Source organism: Neorhizobium galegae bv. orientalis str. HAMBI 540, assembly GCF_000731315.1.
Taxonomy (GTDB): Bacteria; Pseudomonadota; Alphaproteobacteria; order Rhizobiales; family Rhizobiaceae; genus Neorhizobium; species Neorhizobium galegae.
Window position 1 is genome coordinate 503,469 of record NZ_HG938353.1, and the last position, 16,869, is coordinate 520,337.

Annotated in this window: 14 protein-coding genes and 1 riboswitch; of the genes, 7 read left to right on the forward strand and 7 right to left on the reverse strand. The window is 61.6% G+C overall.

Annotation, left to right across the window (positions count from 1 at the left end):
- Positions 1–27: 27 nt before the first annotated feature.
- Both purD and RG540_RS02405 read right to left on the reverse strand, forming a co-directional pair.
- On the reverse strand, positions 28–1,299 hold the full coding sequence (purD, locus tag RG540_RS02400; RefSeq protein WP_038584172.1) for a phosphoribosylamine--glycine ligase: 1,272 nt from the start codon (positions 1,297–1,299) through the stop codon (positions 28–30).
- 145 nt (positions 1,300–1,444) lie between these two features.
- A complete protein-coding gene (locus RG540_RS02405) occupies positions 1,445–1,654 on the reverse strand; it encodes a hypothetical protein (protein ID WP_038584173.1) in 210 nt (69 codons plus the stop codon).
- A gap of 226 nt (positions 1,655–1,880) precedes the next feature.
- Here RG540_RS02405 and RG540_RS02410 point away from each other — a divergent pair, with 226 nt between their 5' ends.
- From RG540_RS02410 to ubiA, 4 genes are all read left to right on the forward strand, one after another.
- Entirely contained in the window at positions 1,881–4,178 is a 2,298-nt protein-coding gene (locus RG540_RS02410; protein WP_038584175.1) for a Tex family protein, read from the forward strand.
- A gap of 173 nt (positions 4,179–4,351) precedes the next feature.
- On the forward strand, positions 4,352–5,608 hold the full coding sequence (locus tag RG540_RS02415) for an SAM-dependent methyltransferase (protein WP_038584176.1): 1,257 nt from the start codon (positions 4,352–4,354) through the stop codon (positions 5,606–5,608).
- A 100-nt stretch (positions 5,609–5,708) separates the two neighbouring features.
- Complete coding sequence (locus tag RG540_RS02420; RefSeq protein ID WP_038584177.1) at positions 5,709–6,518, forward strand: MipA/OmpV family protein; 810 nt, start codon at positions 5,709–5,711, stop codon at positions 6,516–6,518.
- A 100-nt stretch (positions 6,519–6,618) separates the two neighbouring features.
- Positions 6,619–7,569: a 4-hydroxybenzoate octaprenyltransferase gene (gene ubiA / locus RG540_RS02425; RefSeq protein WP_038584179.1), complete on the forward strand. Its 951-nt coding sequence runs from the start codon at positions 6,619–6,621 to the stop codon at positions 7,567–7,569.
- 81 nt (positions 7,570–7,650) lie between these two features.
- On the opposite strand, the gene RG540_RS02430 is transcribed toward ubiA, so the two are convergent.
- On the reverse strand, positions 7,651–8,217 hold the full coding sequence (locus RG540_RS02430; protein WP_038584180.1) for a DUF6101 family protein: 567 nt from the start codon (positions 8,215–8,217) through the stop codon (positions 7,651–7,653).
- A gap of 305 nt (positions 8,218–8,522) precedes the next feature.
- Between RG540_RS02430 and RG540_RS02435 the strand changes: the two genes are divergently transcribed.
- A complete protein-coding gene (locus RG540_RS02435; protein ID WP_038584182.1) occupies positions 8,523–11,111 on the forward strand; it encodes a DUF1217 domain-containing protein in 2,589 nt (862 codons plus the stop codon).
- A 13-nt stretch (positions 11,112–11,124) separates the two neighbouring features.
- Here the strand turns inward: RG540_RS02435 and RG540_RS02440 are convergent, their stop codons facing one another.
- From RG540_RS02440 to RG540_RS02455, 4 genes are read right to left on the reverse strand one after another with little or no spacing between them, the layout of a single operon-like run.
- Entirely contained in the window at positions 11,125–11,505 is a 381-nt protein-coding gene (locus tag RG540_RS02440; RefSeq protein WP_038584183.1) for a winged helix-turn-helix domain-containing protein, read from the reverse strand.
- Entirely contained in the window at positions 11,502–12,947 is a 1,446-nt protein-coding gene (locus RG540_RS02445; RefSeq protein ID WP_038584185.1) for an FAD-binding oxidoreductase, read from the reverse strand. The genes RG540_RS02440 and RG540_RS02445 overlap by 4 nt, the downstream gene beginning before the upstream one ends.
- 27 nt (positions 12,948–12,974) lie before the next feature.
- Complete coding sequence (locus RG540_RS02450) at positions 12,975–13,952, reverse strand: L-threonylcarbamoyladenylate synthase (RefSeq protein ID WP_038584187.1); 978 nt, start codon at positions 13,950–13,952, stop codon at positions 12,975–12,977.
- Positions 13,953–13,985: 33 nt separating this feature from the next.
- Positions 13,986–14,540: a DUF6656 family protein gene (locus RG540_RS02455; protein ID WP_244446655.1), complete on the reverse strand. Its 555-nt coding sequence runs from the start codon at positions 14,538–14,540 to the stop codon at positions 13,986–13,988.
- Positions 14,541–14,765: 225 nt separating this feature from the next.
- Positions 14,766–14,995, forward strand: a riboswitch (cobalamin riboswitch).
- Between the two features lie 103 nt (positions 14,996–15,098).
- On the opposite strand from RG540_RS02455, the gene RG540_RS02460 reads away from it, so the two are divergent.
- The gene (locus RG540_RS02460) at positions 15,099–16,343 is read left to right on the forward strand and encodes an aromatic ring-hydroxylating oxygenase subunit alpha (protein ID WP_038584190.1); all 1,245 of its coding nucleotides are present in this window, start codon (positions 15,099–15,101) and stop codon (positions 16,341–16,343) included.
- 98 nt (positions 16,344–16,441) lie between these two features.
- The gene (locus tag RG540_RS02465; protein ID WP_038584191.1) at positions 16,442–16,861 is read left to right on the forward strand and encodes a BA14K family protein; all 420 of its coding nucleotides are present in this window, start codon (positions 16,442–16,444) and stop codon (positions 16,859–16,861) included.
- Positions 16,862–16,869: the final 8 nt, after the last annotated feature.

Genomic DNA, 16,869 nt, shown 5'->3' on the forward strand with positions numbered 1-16,869 from the left:
TTTTAAATGAAACGACCGTTCCGGCATTCAGTTCTTTTCGCGCGCCACCGCCTGCCAGCCGATATCGCGGCGGCAAAAGCCGTTTTCCCATTCGACCTGGTCCACGAGCTTGTAGGCGCGGGCTTGCGCATCTGCGACGGTCTTGGCGGTTGCTGTAACGTTCAGCACACGGCCACCGGTTGCGACGAGAGCGCCATCCTTGAGTGCCGTTCCGGCATGAAAGACTTTCTCTCCGGCAGCGCCCTCGGGCAGATGGGCGATCGGTGTGTTCTTGTCATAGGCGCCTGGATAGCCCTTGGAAGCCATCACCACGGTCAGCGCCACGTCGTCGTTCCATTCAGCGGAAATCTGGTTGAGCGTTCCGATCGCCGCCGCATGGAGCAGGTCGAGCAGGTCGCTCTTCAGCCGCATCATCAGCACCTGGCATTCTGGATCGCCGAAGCGGACATTGTATTCGATCAGTTCCGGACCCTTGGCCGTGATCATCAATCCGGCGAAGAACACGCCGGTAAAGGGATAGCCGCTTGCCGCCATGCCGCGGATGGTCGGCTCGATGATCTCCCTCATGGTGCGCGCGACCATGTCCGGCGTCATTACCGGAGCGGGCGAATAGGCGCCCATGCCGCCGGTATTGGGCCCGGTATCGCCATCGCCGACCCGCTTGTGGTCCTGGGCGGTGGCAAGCGCCAGTGCCGTCTTGCCATCGGAAAGGCAGAAGAAGCTTGCCTCCTCGCCGTCGAGATAAGCTTCCACCACCACTTCGGCACCGGCCGACCCGAAGGCGCCGTCGAAACAGTCGTCGATCGCCGCAAGCGCCTCGTCGAGCGCCAGGGCGACGGTGACGCCCTTGCCGGCGGCAAGCCCGTCCGCCTTCACGACGATCGGCGCGCCCTGTTCGCGCACATAGGCCTTCGCCTCGGCCGCGTCGGTGAAGCGGCGATAGGCGCCGGTCGGGATGTCATAGCGGGCGCAGAGATCCTTGGTGAAACCCTTCGAGCCTTCGAGCTGGGCGGCGGCTGCAGACGGCCCGAAGGTCGCAATGCCTTTGGCGCGCAGCACATCGGCGAGCCCGGCAACCAGAGGCGCTTCCGGCCCGACGACGACGAGGTCGATCGCATTGTCGAGGCAGAAGGCCGCGACGGCGGCATGATCGTCGATGTCGAGGGACAACAGTTCGGCATGCTCGGCGATGCCGGGATTGCCGGGGGCGGCGTAGAGTTTGCCGAGTTTCTGAGACTGCGCGAGTTTCCAGGCGAGCGCATGCTCGCGTCCACCCGAACCGATCAAGAGAACCTTCATGTCTCGCCCTCGCCTGCGCTGAAAACCTTGGCCTTGCGCGGCGGTTAAGGGGAGGGGAGGCAAAGGTCAAGAGCCAAGGCTTGAGTGGCCTCCCATCTTCTGTCCGTCATGGCGTTTCGATGGGAGGCCGTCGCGTTCGATAAGGTCAGAATTCACCGCGCCGATTTTGGGCGCCACGTCGGATATCCAGCGTCGTCTGGAAGATCACTCTGTTCCGATAGGCGAGGAAAGGCACCGGTTCGTTCCGAAAGGACGCATCGTTCAGCTTCTGTTCGAGATAGGAAATGGCAGCCTCGAGCTCTTCATTGGCGACCGCCGTGTCAAATGCCAGTGTCCTGGCGGCTTTTTTGGGCATTCGTATCTCCATTCGGCCACATCATGCGGCGGAATGGTTTTAATGGCCTCTTGCCGGAGGTGAGAGTGCGTTGGTTCTTTTCCACAGGGCCTTGGTTAGCGACCGGTCAACCCGTGTTTCGTTTCGGCACGGTTGGTACAAAGCAAATTGTGGAACCGGCATTCGCCACGTTGCCTTGCCACAAACTTCGACTATGGTCGCGCCTCCCATTTGAACGAGGACGCCCATGGCCGCCGATCTCCGTTTCCTTGCCGCCGCGATTGCCGCGGAAATCAATGCCCGTCCCGAACAGGCCGCCGCCGCGATCGAGCTGATCGACGACGGTGCCACCGTGCCGTTCATCGCCCGTTACCGCAAGGAAGTGACAGGCGGGCTGGACGATACGCAGCTGCGTAACCTGGCAGAACGGCTGGTCTATTTGCGAGAGCTCGAAGCGCGCCGCTCCACCATCGTCGACCAGATCAATTCGCAGGGCAAGATGACCGACGAGCTTGCCGCAAAGATCGGCAAGGCGACGACCAAGGCCGAGCTCGAAGACCTTTATCTCCCCTACAAGCCGAAGCGCCGCACCCGCGCCGAGATTGCCCGCGAGCGTGGCCTCGGCCCGCTTGCCGAGGCGATCTGGGCCGACCGCGGCGTCGATCCGGCAAAGCTTGCCGAAGCTTATGTCAAGGACGAGGTAACCGACGTGAAGGTAGCGCTCGAAGGCGCCCGCGATATCGTCGCCGAGACGTTCTCCGAAAATGCCGACCTGCTCGGAAAGCTGCGCCAGCATATGCGGGCCGGCGCGATGCTGAAGGCCAAAGTGGTCGACGGCAAGCAGGAGGCGGGCGCCAAGTTCTCCGACTATTTCGACCATTCCGAGCGCTGGGCGACGGCGCCCGGCCACCGGGCGCTCGCCATGCTGCGCGGCTGGAACGAGGAGTTCCTGACGCTGACGATCGAAGTCGACCAGGACGATCCGTCGCCGGTCAAGCCCGCCCAGCGCATCATCGCGCTCGCCTTCGACATCCGTGACCGCGGTGCTGCCGACCGCTGGCTGATGGAAGCCGCCGGCTGGACCTGGCGCGTCAAGCTTTCGGTCTCGCTGTCGCTCGACCTGATGCGCGAACTGCGCGAGCGCGCCGAGGAGGAGGCGATCCATGTCTTCGCCCGCAACCTCAAGGACCTGCTGCTCGCCGCACCCGCCGGCTCGCGCACCACGATGGGCCTCGATCCGGGCATCCGCACCGGCGTCAAGGTCGCGATCGTCGATGCCACCGGCAAGCTGCTGGAAACCACCACCGTCTATCCGTTCCCGCCGAAGAACGACATCCGCGGTACCCAGGCCGAACTCGCCTCGCTGATCCGCAAGCACAATGTCGAGCTGATCGCCATCGGCAACGGCACCGGCAGCCGCGAGACGGAAAAGCTGGTCGCTGACATGCTGTTGAACCTGCCCGGGCAGAAGCCCACCAAGGTCATCGTCTCGGAAGCCGGCGCCTCGGTCTATTCGGCGTCGGAAACCGCCGCCCTCGAATTCCCCGGTCTCGACGTGTCGCTGCGCGGCGCCGTCTCCATCGCCCGCCGCCTCCAGGATCCGCTGGCGGAACTGGTCAAGATCGAACCGAAATCGATCGGTGTCGGCCAGTATCAGCACGATGTCGACCAGGGGAAACTCTCCCGCTCGCTGGATGCCGTGGTCGAAGACGCGGTGAACGCGGTTGGCGTCGATCTCAACATGGCGTCCGCACCGCTACTTTCGCGTGTTTCCGGCCTCAGCCGCTCGATTGCCGAGGCGATCGTCGCCCATCGCGACCAGAACGGCGCGTTTTCGAGCCGCAAGGACCTGCTGAAGGTCGCCCGTCTCGGAAACCGTACCTTCGAACAGGCGGCCGGCTTCCTGCGCATTCCGAACGGCAAGGAGCCGCTGGATTCATCCGCCGTCCATCCGGAAGCCTATGGCGTAGCCAAGAAGATCGTCGCCGCCTGCGGCCGCGACCTGCGCTCGCTGATGGGTGACAGTGCGGCGCTCAAGGCGCTCGACCCGAAAAGGTTCATCGACGAGACCTTCGGCCTGCCGACCGTCAAGGATATCATCGCCGAGCTGGAAAAGCCCGGCCGCGACCCGCGCCCGAGCTTCAAGACCGCCACCTTTGCCGAAGGCGTGGACGAGATCACCGACCTGAAGCCGGGCATGATGCTCGAAGGCACCGTCACCAACGTGGCCGCCTTCGGCGCCTTCGTCGATATCGGCGTGCACCAGGACGGCCTTGTCCACGTTTCGCAGCTCGCCGATCGTTTCGTTAAGGATCCGCATGAGGTGGTAAAGGCCGGCGACGTCGTCAAAGTGCGCGTTGTCGAGGTCGATGTGAAGCGCAAGAGAATTGCGCTGACCATGCGCAAGGACGGCGGCGAGACGGCTCCGGCCCCGCGCGGCGACCGCGACGTCCGGCCGGTTAACCCGAAAATGATGAAAACTGAAAAACCTTCATCTCAAGGCGCTTTCGGCGCAGCACTCGCGGAAGCTTTAAAACGCAAGTGATTTTGGCCGGCTTCGGCAGAATTTCAATCACAGGGTGCGGGTCGTCAGGCGGGGGTTTGACGGCCTGTTTTTTTATGTCATTTTCATGGCTGCAATGTGCTTGAAAGTCGCAGGGAAACGCTTAGATTTTGGATTAGTAAGGCACCCTTAGTATTATTATTGGAGGTGGGTCCGTGGCCTCGTCCCTTCACAATCTTCTCAGCAAAATCATCAAGACAGGAACTTTGATCGTACGCGGCTCGGGAGGCGAGCAACGTTACGGGAGCGGCGGCGGGCGATCCGTTTCGATACGGTTTATCGACGAAGCCGCCGAACGCGAACTGGTGGCGGATCCTCCCTTGAAGCTCGGCGAGCTCTACATGGATGGCCGTCTCGTCATCGATGACGGCGACATCTATGAATTCCTGGCGCTTATCAAGGACAATACCCTCAGCGAAGGCCTGACCTTCGGCATGATCTGGCGCGGCATCGCCCGCGTGCTGGTCTCCCAGTTCCGCAATCGCGTGCCGATCAATCATAACAGGCGCAACGTCGCCCATCATTACGATCTCGACGAAAAGCTGTTCTCGCTCTTCCTAGACGAGGACTGGCAATATTCCTGCGCCTATTTCAACCCGCCGGGCATTTCGCTCGACGAGGCGCAGATCGCCAAGAAGCGCCATATCGTCGCCAAGCTGCTTGCCGAACCCGGGCAGAAGGCGCTGGAAATCGGTTCCGGCTGGGGCGGCATGGCCATGTATCTGTCGGAATCCTCCGGCGTCGACGTGACCGGCATCACGCTCTCGACCCAGCAGCTCAAGATTTCGAACCAACGCGCCGCCAAGCGCGGTCTTGCCAACAGCGTCCGCTTCGAGCTGCAGGACTATTATTACTTAGCCCCGGACAAGCGCTACGACCGCATCGTCTCCGTCGGGATGTTCGAGCATGTCGGCCGGCTGAACTATCCCAAGTTCTTCGACAAGGTGAACGACGTGCTCGCCGATGACGGCGTCATGGTGCTGCATTCGATCGGCCAGCCCTATCCGGCCCTCATCAACAATCCCTGGATCGAGAAATACATCTTCCCGGGCGGTTATATCCCGGCGCTTTCGGAAGTGATGCCGTCGATCGAGAAGGCGGGCCTGCTCGTCTCCGACATCGAAATCCTGCCGATGCACTATGCCCATACGCTGCGCCACTGGCGCGAGCGGTTCATGGCCAACAAGGACAAGGCTGCGGCACTTTACGACGAACGTTTCGTGCGGATGTGGGAGTTCTATCTCGCCGGTTCGGAAATGGCCTTCACCCACGAAAGCTTCTTCATCTTCCAGATGCAGATCGTCAAGAAGCGCACCGCGGTTCCGGACAACCGCGACTACATCTACGAGCGCGAGGCGGAACTGAAAGCCTTCGAAGATAGCCGCATCCCGCTCGACAAGGTAGCGGTGTGATTCTTCGCTTGGTTAACAAGCTGGCAATGCAAATGCGATAATGGAACAGATATCCCCAGTGGGATCTCTGTTCTGTTTCGCGTTTTCAGGATCCGTTGCCATGTCCCTGCCTGTCCGGGCCGCCTTTTTTCTTTCCATTTTTTCGATTGTTTCCTCGGGGAGCGCCGAGGCTCAGGAAGGCTTCTGGTCCGGTGACTGGTACCTGACGCTCGGCGGCGCCGGTTTCGTGGCGCCGAAATTCGAGGGTGATAACGGCCGCAGCCTGCAGTTCTCGCCGATCATCTCGCTCGGCCGCCAGAACGCCAAACAGGCGCGTTTCTCGTCCCGCAACGACAACATCTCCTTCGCGCTGATCGACCAGGGTTCGATCCGCGCCGGCGTGGCGGCCAAGCTGATCATGCCGCGCGACGATGATACCTCCGACGATCTCAAGGGTCTGAAAAACGTGAAGCTCGGCGGCGAGGTCGGTGGCTTCATCGATATCTATCCGACCGATTGGATCCGCGCCCGTGCCGAAGTCCGCCAGGGCATACGCAGCCACGACGGCGTCGTCGCCGATGTCTCGGTCGACGCTTTCACCGATCTTCAGCCGGATCTCAGGCTTTCCGGCGGTCCGCGCGCGACCTGGGCAAGCAACGGCTATAACGACGCCTATTATAAGGTAACCCCGAGCCAGTCGGCGGCATCGGGTCTCTCCGCCTACGATCCGGGCGGCGGCCTGCATTCGGTCGGCGTCGGCGCGGCGCTGACCTGGAAGGCGACCGAGAAACTCGAACTCACCTCGTTTGCCGAATACAAGCGGCTGACCGGCGATGTTGCCGACAGCAGTCTCGTGCGCGAACGCGGTTCGAAAAACCAGCTGATGTTCGGCGTTTCAGCGAGCTACAAATTCGGCTTCTCACTGCCCTAAGGCGTGGCTCTTCCACGACGGAAGGCGCGGGACTTTCCGTTTCCAAACGGCGACAAAGCGCCGGCTTGACCGTAGCGTTCGGCCGGCGCTAGAACCGGCCATGACGAACGCCGACGATTTCAGCGGCCGCGTGGCCGACGCTCCATCCGACAACTGGGTCTATCGCGTTCTGCCGCGGCCGGCCTGGCCCTATGCGCAGCTTGCGAGATGGGACCGGCCGATCGGCTGGCAGCTTCTGATGTGGCCGTGTTTCTGGTCGGCGGCGCTGGCGGCGAATGCTGCCAAGGGGGAGGGCGCGTTTTCCCTCGGTCTCCTGCTTTTCCACCTCGTGCTGTTCTTCCTAGGCTCGGTCGCCATGCGCGGCGCAGGCTGCACCTATAACGACCTCGTCGATCACGATATCGACATGGAAGTAGCGCGCACCCGCTCGCGGCCGCTGCCCTCCGGCCGGGTGTCGCGTTTCGAAGCCAAGGTCTTCATCGGCGTGCAGGCGCTGATCGGCCTGCTCGTCCTCATCCAGTTCAATGCTTTCACCATCCTGCTCGGCATCCTGTCGCTGACGGTGGTGGCGATCTATCCCTTCGCCAAGCGGTTTACCGACTGGCCGCAATTTTTCCTCGGCCTCGCCTTCTCCTGGGGCGCGCTGATGGGCTGGGCCGGCGTGTTCGGCAGCCTCTCCTCCGCCGCCCTCTGGCTTTACCTGGCTGCCATTGCCTGGACGATCGGATACGACACGATCTATGCCCATCAGGACAAGGAGGATGACGAGCTGATCGGGGTGCGCTCGACAGCACGTCTCTTCGGCGACAACACCAAGCCCTGGCTGATTGGCCTCTACGGCCTGACGCTGATCTTCCTGCTGCTCGCGTTCGCAGCGGCGGGCGTCGGTTTCCTCGCCTATCTCGGGCTTCTCGCCGCAGCCCTGATGTTCGGCTGGCAGGTGCTGATCCTCGATATCGACAATGCCGACCAGTGCCTGAGGCTTTTCAAGTCGAACAACCGCGTCGGCGCGATCCTGTTTGCGGGTCTCGTCCTGTCGCTTGCCCTCTAACGGAAAAAGCCCGACCGCTCAAGGATCGGGCTCCCTCCCATATTATCGCGAGAGGCGGTGGACAAAGGGACAAGCAAAGCCCTAGCGTCGCGCGATAATTTCCTTGCCTTCGATTTTCATCGTCACGCCCAGGCTGCCGGTCGTGCGGCGGACCAGGAAGCGCGGACGACGGGCCGCGAAATAGGAATGGCGGCGGCGCTGCTTGACGCCGTTGGTTCGCACGTCGCCGATATGGTTTTCCAGCGGCCGGGCGATGCCGTCGGCTTCCACCATCAGCATCGGAATGCGATAGGCGTCCGACCAGCTCCGCCAGTCGGCGGCGATGTCGCAGAGATCGTGGGCGACGAGCAGCGGAATGCAGAGATCCGGGTCGTCGTGATGCAGTTCGAGCGTGACCGTCACTTCGCCGTCGCCGTGGTCTATGGCGCGGGCCGCAACCCCTTTGAAGGCGCGGGCGGGCAAGGCGAAGGAGAGCGGCAGGCCGCTTGCGGGGAGGATCTTACGCAGCACTGCGCCGCGTTCGTCGATGGTGATGGAGACATCTCCTGAGGTCTCGCGCAGCGCATAGGTAACCTGCTGCGGGAAACGAGACGGATCGAGCCTGAATGTCGACCCTGCCCAGACGGGCTTCAGAACAGTGTTGGTCATCGATATGCTACCCTTGTTTTACCTGAGAGCCGTTGCCGGTTTCTCTACGGGACTTTTGTCCTCTGATAGCCAAAGCATAGGGCGGGCCATGTTCGAGACTGCTTAAAAATAGCGGTTAAAGAAGCCTTGCCTGCCTGGATGGTTAGCAAAAGGGGTCGGATTTGGGTTTCCGGAAGGTGAATCGCAGCATTCCTGTGCAGGCCTGGGACATTCCGGACGGGATGTCGAAACCCTTTCGAAAAGCCACAGGCAAGGCTAGGCTGCGATGATTGCGGCAGCATAATTCCGAGTCGTGAGGCCCTTCCATGGTATCGACCTATCTCACCTTTGATCTTGTCAATCGCGACATGCAGAAAAGCCTGAAAAACATTGCCGGGCAGACGACGGTCATCAACGATACGAAGTACTATCAGGACAATATCGGCAAGGTAAAAACCGTCGACGAGTTCCTCGGCAATTATCGCCTCTATTCCTATGCGATGCAGGCCCACGGCCTGGACGACATGATCTATGCCAAGGCGTTCATGAAGCAGGTGCTGGAAAGCGATCTCAGCGACGACAACAGCTTTGCAAACCGCCTGACCGACGACCGTTACAAGGATATCGCCGCAGCCTTCAATTTCGGCGTTTCCAACGGAGAGGGGGCGGCGCCCCAGTCCAACGGCCAGATGGACGAACTCTTCGATACCTACGACCAGACGATCGCAGCCCAGAACGATACGCTCGAGGAAGACACCCGTTATTTCAAGGTCATGCTGGGCGGGACCGGCAATATCACCAATGTCGATCAGCTGCTGGCCAACCCGAGGCTCCGCGACTACCTGTTCACGGCCTATGGCATCGATACGAAATATTACAACTACAACGCCATCCGCGGCGTGCTGACCAGCGATCCGGCTGATCCGACCAGCTTTTACAACACCGCCTATGGCAACAATCTCGACCAGTACAATGCGGCGAAAACCGAAGACACCGAGCTTGCCGAGCGGCTGAACCTCAGCACCGGCATTCCGACGCTGCAGGACTCGATCGCGCTCGGCCAGCAGAAGAAAACCGACCTCGAAACCCAGATCGCCGCCAAGCAGGATGAACTGAACAATGGCGGCCCGGCGACCCTCCAGGCCGAGATCGACGCCATGCAGGTGGAGTTGACCAAGACGGTGGAGGCGATCCAGACGGACCAGACCACCCTCACCACATCGCAGACACGCTACACCGAGCTGGATGGCAGGCTGGTGCCGATCGCCCAGACGGACTCGCGGCGCGCCGAACTCGCGACGATCATCAGTGCCGGTGCGTCCGATGCGCCCTATCTCGCTTTGATGAAATCGCTCGCCGAGGACTTCAGCTTCAACGCGGACGGCTCGGTTCCGGCGGGCGGCGCGGTCACGCCGGAAAAGCTGCTGGAGATTGTCGGAGGCTTCTTCAACAAGCAGACCCAGATCACGCATGCCGAGGCGTTGTTCAATCAGGAGCTCTTCGAGCAGGAACTCAAGACGGCCACCAACGTCACCGATTTCATCAATGACCCTCGACTTCTCAAATACATCAAGGTCGCCTTCAATCTCGACAAGGTCACGGTCGTCAAGTCCACGATCGAACAGATATTGACGAGCGATCTTTCCGACCCCGACAGTTATGCAAATCGCTTTGGCGCCACCAATCCGGAATATCTGGATCTGGCGAAGGCCTTCAACTTCAACACCGACGGTACCGTCGCCGCCGGCCAGGCCCAGGACGAATTACAGACCAGTACCACCCGCAGCGACTATATGAGCCGCTGGGACGACAAGCAGGAAGCGGAGCTCGACAAGACCATCAAGTTCTACAAGCTCGACCTTTCGGCCGTGAAGACGCTTGACGACTTCCTCAGCAAGGACGCCGAAAAATCCTACAATTTTGCTCTTCAAGCGGTTGGCCTTGACCCCACCACCGTTTCGAAACTGACGATCAAGAGTGCCTTGAAAAGCGACCTTTCCGACCCGAACAGCTATATCTACAAGCTGAAGGACGAACGGTTCGTCTCGCTTGCCAAGCTCTTCAATTTCGACCCCAAGGGGGCAGTCACCCGCCAGGTGCTGCTCCAGTCCAATGCGGCAATCACCAACGTCGCCAAGGACTATATCCTGCGTAAAAGCCGGTTCATGGAAGGCGATGAACTCAAGGCGGCCAGGGCGAAAGCCCAGACGGAGGCCAAATATTATACCGACGCAATGCAGCGCATAGGCAGCCGCGACGAGCTGCTCGCCGATCGCAAGACGCTCGACATCCTGCTGATATCGAAGGGGATAGACCCTTCCAAGGTCACCAACGATTTTCTGAAGAAGGCCTTCAATTCGGATCCCGCCGATCCCAAGAGCTTCGTGAATACCCAGACGGACAAGCGGTTCGCGCAGATCGTCGGTACCTTCAATTTCGACTCCAAGGGCGAGATCGACCGAAGCTCGGCTGGCGAGGCTCAGAACGGCGGCGAAGTTGTCGCGACCCAGGACCTTTATGTCCGCCAGATGCTCGAAACCCAGCAGGGCGAGGAAAACCCGGGCGTCCGCCTGGCGCTCTATTTCGAGCGCATGTCGGACAGCATCACCGACCCTTACGTGATCCTCGGCGACGAGGCGCTGATGGAGTTCTTCCGCGTCACTTTCAGCCTGCCCGGGGAAATCGGCAACATGGACGTCGACCGGCAGGCCAAGATCGTTAAAAACAAGCTCAACCTCGAAGATCTGAGCGACCCGGAAAAGGTCAAGAAACTGGTCCAACGTTTCACGATCATGTACGACTTGGAGAACAGCCAGAATACGGCGTCGGCGGTGAGCATTCTGAGCAGCGACGGCAGCTCCGTCGGCATCAGCTCCGACACTTTATGGGCATTGTCTCAGATCAGGATGAGCTAACGGCGGGCGGCTATCAGGCGTCGGTGGTTTTGTCCGTTGTCTCGAAGCGCGGATCTGCATTCGATTCGAGCCAGTCGAGGTCGGCGCGCATCGCGTCCCGGCTTGCTTTTTCCATCCGCCGGTAGCGCGACAGCAGTTCCTGGCCGAATTCCGTCAAACCCGCACCACCGCCGCTTTTGCCGCCGTGGCGGGTAAATATCGATGGCTCCTTGAACATCCGGTTGATCTCGTCGCCGAGCAGCCATGCGCGCCGGTAGGACATACCGATCGAGGCGCCCGCCGCCCGGATTGAGCCGTGTTCGGCAATCAGTTCCAGAAGCTGCGCCTTGCCCGGACCGAGCCGCACGCCGTTGTCGAGGTCGATCCGGATCGTGGTCTTCGAAGACCGGGTCATGGGATCGCCACCACCTTGCCGGGGTTCATGATGCCGGCCGGATCGAACGCCTGCTTGATGCGCCGCATCAGGTCCATCTCGATCGGCGAACGGATATGGGCGAGTTCGTCGCGCTTCAACTGGCCGATGCCGTGTTCGGCCGAGATCGACCCGCCGGCGGCGAGCACGATGCCGTGGACGATCGCGTTGATCTCCCGCCAGCGGCCGATGAAGGCCGCCTTGTCGCCCGCCATGTCGGCATTGATGGGCTGCGAGATGTTGTAGTGGATATTGCCATCGCCGAGATGGCCGAAAGCGCAGACCCGCGCGCCCGGCATGGCCGCCAGCACCGCCTGCTCGGCCTCCGCCATGAAGGTCGGGATTTTCGAGACCGGCACCGACACATCGTGCTTGATCGATCCGCCTTCAGGTTTCTGCGCATCCGACATGCTTTCACGCATGTGCCAGAGCGCCTTCTGCTGCGCGACGGAGGAGGCGATCACGGCGTCGCGGATGAGGCCTGCCTCGAAACCCTGTTCGAGCAGCGATTGCACCATGGAACTGGCCGTCTCGGCGGAATCCGAAGTCGAGATGTCGATCAGCGCGTACCACGGATGCGGCTCGGAGAGCGGATCGCGCACGCCCTCTATATGCCGAACCACGAATTCGATGCCGATGCGCGGCATCAGTTCGAAACCGGTCAACGCCGTGCCGCAGAGGTTCGAGGCCCGCTCGAAGAGTTTTAACGCGTCTGCCGGCGAATTGAGCCCGGCAAGTGCGACCTGGTGCCCGACCGGCTGCGGAAAAAGTTTCAGCACCGCGCCGGTAATGATGCCGAGCGTGCCCTCCGCGCCGATGAACAGGTCGCGCAGGTCGTAACCGGTATTGTCCTTCTTGAGCCGGCGCAGGCCGTCCCAAATCTCGCCTGTCGGCAGCACCACTTCCAGCCCGAGGCAGAGTTGGCGGGTATTGCCATAGGCGAGCACGGCGGTGCCGCCGGCATTGGTGGAGAGGTTGCCGCCGATGCGGCAGGAGCCCTCTGAGCCGAGCGACAGCGGAAACAGCCGGTCGACGGCTTCCGCCGCCTTCTGCACGTCGGCAAGGATGGCGCCGCCGTCGGCGACCAGCACGTTTGCGACCGGATCGACGTCGCGGATGCGGTTCATGCGTTCGAGCGAGACGATCAGGTCGCTGCCGCCGGTGCGCGGCGTCTGGCCTCCGACAAGGCCGGTATTGCCGGTTTGCGGCACGATCGGCGTGCCGGTCTCGCTCGCAAGCTTCAGGATCGCCGACACTTCCTCGACCGAGCACGGTTTCAGGAGCATCGGCGAGGAACCTTTGTAGAGCCCGCGGCCCTCGACCAGATGCGGCGCAAGATCGCTGGCATCGCGCAGCACGTGATTTTCGCCGACGATCGCGGCGAAGCGGTCGAGAAGTTCTGGTTTCGGCCCGGAAATATCCATCAGCGTCTCCTCCTCTTTTGCCCCGGCTTATTCCCGCGGAGCGGCGGCCCTCACCAGCCGGTCGTTGATCGCTTCGCCGAGCCCATGGTCGGGAATGGGTGTGACGGCGATACTGGCGGCGCCGGTGGCGTCGGCCCGCTTCAGGTAATCGAACAGGTTTGCCGCCGCCTGCGCAAGATCACCGGACGGGCTGAGGTCAAAAACCGCTGCGGCGAGTTCCATTCCCTTCACGGGAGCAGAACCGAGCCGGATCAACACCTCGCCGGTCTCGACATGGTCGACATTGAGCCTGACCGCCGCTCCTGGCGCGTAATGGGAAGCGAGCATGCCGGGAGCCTCGATGATCGCCGCCGGACCGCCCGGTCTGATCACCGAAAGTCCGGTCGCCCGTTCGATCTCTTCCACGGCAACCCCGCCCGGCCGCAGTAGCCGGATCACGCCATCCTCGACACGAACGATGGTCGATTCCACACCGACCGGAGCCGCGCCGCCGTCGATGATCAAGGCCAGCTTGTCGCCCAGATCGTCAGCCACATGGGCGGCGCTGGTTGGGCTCACCTTGCCGGACGTGTTGGCGCTCGGCGCCGCGAGCGGCTTGCCGAAGGCGCGGATCAGATCTGAAGCGAAGCCCTTGGGAAGCCGGATGCCGACCGTATCGAGCCCGGCCGTCGCCAGGGCATGGATGCCGCTTTCGGGTTTCAGGGGCAGGATCAGGGTGAGGGGTCCCGGCCAGAAGGCTTCAGCAAGCTTTCGCGAAATCGGGTCGAAGTCGGCATAACGCTCGGCCATGGCAAGATCCGACATGTGGCAGATCAGCGGATTGAAGCGCGGCCGGCCCTTGGTCTCATAGATGCGGGTGATGGCGGCGGGATTGGTGGCATCGGCCGCAAGCCCGTAGACCGTCTCGGTCGGGATCGCCACGGGCAGGCCGTCGCCGAGCACAGCGCAGGCTTGGGCAAGCGCGCCGTCATGATCCCGGGTGATGTCGATGATTTGAGCCGTCATATCCGCCCGTCAATAACGCGGACCCGGGCGTCTTCATAGCTTTTTGATGATCTCGCGGAGCATTTCGTTGGAGGTGCCGAGCATCAGCACGTTCTTGATCGCTTCCATCGGATCGTTGGTGCGGAACAGAAGGCCGTTCTTGCGGATCGACCGGTTGATCTGCAGCGGCTGGCCGGCCTCTCGTTCGACCGCGACGGCGAAATACATGCGCGAATAAGCCGTGCTGATACGCTCGAAGAACGTTTCCTCCCCGCCCATCTCCGAGACGAAGTTGGCAATGTAGAAGGACCAGCTGACCGGCACGCCGTGGGCAAGCTGCGTTCTTGCCGCCGTGACATGGCAATAGCCGAGATGCGGCCGCTCATCGAGCGTGTGGTGAAAGATGATCTTCGGAAACTTGATCGAGCGATGAAAGGAGTTGATCCGGTTGTGGCTTGTCTCGCCGGCCGCCTCGAGCCTTTTGCCCGTGCGCTCGGCGACCTCGTCATGGGTGAGATAACGGCGCTCTTCCGGCAGCCAGATCGGATTGTAGCGGGCGATGCGCCCCGTCCGGAGGAATTCGGAATGGGCAGCGGTCTTCACCACCACCGGCGCCGGAGGCTTTGGTGGAGGAGCTTTATAGTAACGGATTTTTCCCTTGGCCTGCACGGTGGCATCGCTCCCATTCGAGCCGGGATTTTATGGCTTATCCCTTAATGACAGGTTTCGCTTTCGCGGGGCTGGAGTGTTGCATTCTGGGCCGTTTCGCCGCTGTCGCCAACGCGGTTGCCGATGTCGCAATGTCGCCTATGCGACACGCCGGCTCAATGATTATATCCGTCTCGATCTTGAGGTGCCGCCTGTCTAGGGAAGGCGGAGAATTGGGAAGCCGGCAGGGGTCTTCAAAACCTTGATCCGGCGCTGCCCCCGCAACGGTGGTGGAGCAAGAAAGCTTGGTACAGGCCACTGGGAAAGAGCCGAAAAGGCCGCCCGGGAAGGCGCCGAGCCCGTCCCGCAACGGACAGCTCCTGAGCCCGGAAACCAGCCTCGGGACAAAAGATGACGACCGGACGCGGCGGGCGTTCGGGACAGGGTTTGGGGCGGGCCTGGGGCCGGCCGGCATTTCCATGTCCTTCCGCTGTCCACATTGACGAGGAAGGTAAGTATATGGAAATTCGCAATCAGGCCCTGCGGCAGCTCAAGAACCGCCGCGAGGGATTCAGCCTCGAACAGCCCTTCTATACCGATCCCGCCTATTTCAAGCTCGATCTGGAAATGATCTGGTACCGCGACTGGCTGTTCGTCGGGCATGATTGCGAGCTGCCCAAGGCCGGAGCCTATTTCACCCTGCAGATCGGCGATTATCCGGTAGTCGTCGTGCGTGGCCGCGACAACCAGATCCGGGCGCTGCACAATACCTGCCGCCATCGCGGCAGCCGCGTCTGCACCAAGGAGCATGGCTCGGCGGTGCGGCTCGTCTGTCCCTACCATCAATGGACTTACGAGCTGGACGGCTCGCTTCTGGTCGGCCGCCAGATGGGCCAGGATTTCGACAAGACCCAGTTCAGCATGAAGAAGGTCCATTGCGAGAGCGTCGCGGGCTTTATCTTCATCTGCCTTGCCAACGAGGCGCCGGATTTCGCGCCGGTTCGCGCTGCGATCGAGCCCTATATGGCCCCGCACCGCTTGTCGGAAGCCAAGGTCGCGCATCAGTCGACGATCATTGAGAAGGGCAACTGGAAGCTCGTCTGGGAAAACAACCGCGAATGTTACCATTGCGCCGCCAACCACCCGGAACTCTGCCGCACCTATCCGGAATCGCCGACCGCGACCGGTGTCCAGGGCGCCAAGGACGATCCGGTCATCGCCGCCCATTGGCAGCGCTGTGAGGAGGCCGGGTTGCCGAGCGAATTCCGGATGGACGAAACCGGCCAGTTCCGCGTTGCGCGCATGCCGCTGATCGAAGATGCCGAGAGCTATACGATGAGCGGCCGCAACGCCGTACAGCGCAAACTCTCCGACGACGTGACCATCAACTCGATCGGCACCATGCTGCTCTTCCACTATCCGAGCAGCTGGAACCACATTCTCGGCGACCACGCGATCTCGTTCCGCGTCACCCCGCTCGGGCCGGAGGAAACGGCAGTTACCACCAAATGGCTGGTCCATAAGGACGCGGTCGAGGGCGTCGATTACAATCTCGAAGACCTGACCCATGTCTGGAACATGACCAACGACCAGGACCGCCAGATCGTCGAGGAAAACGCCTTCGGCATCCGCTCGCCCGCCTACGAACCCGGTCCCTATTCGCCACTCCACGAAGGCGGTGTCATGCAGTTCGTCGAATGGTACTCGAACTTCATGGTCAACCGGCTGCAGGGCGAGCAGGCGCAACTTTCGATCGTTGCCTGATCGCCAATTCGTGATCGGCGCCAAGTGTCTTGCCAGGAACGGAATCCCGCATCTGGCGTTGTTTTCTCACTGAAAATCAGAATGAGGAAACATCCCGCATGAATGCCTTTCGTCTACGCCTGACCGCAGCGGCAGTCGCTGTTGTCACGACATTTGCTGGCCTTGTACCCGCGCAGGCTGTCCAAATGCCGGCTCCGCCATCCGGCATTTCGGCCGCCAGCGATGTCACCAATGTTCAGTATCGTCGCGATTTCCGGCGTGACCGCTACAGCTGGTATCGCGGCCATCGTGGTTACCGCGACCGCCGCCCCGGTTATCGTTATCACAACGGTTTCTGGTTCCCGCTGGCCGCCTTCGGTGCCGGCGCCATTATCGGCGGCGCTATCCAGGCGGATCGGGGTTATGGCAGCCGCCACGTCGCCTGGTGTGAAAGCCGTTATCGCAGCTATCGGGCCTGGGACGATACCTACGCACCGCGCGCCGGCGTGCGGGCACGCTGCATCTCGCCTTACAGGTAAGCGGGCAT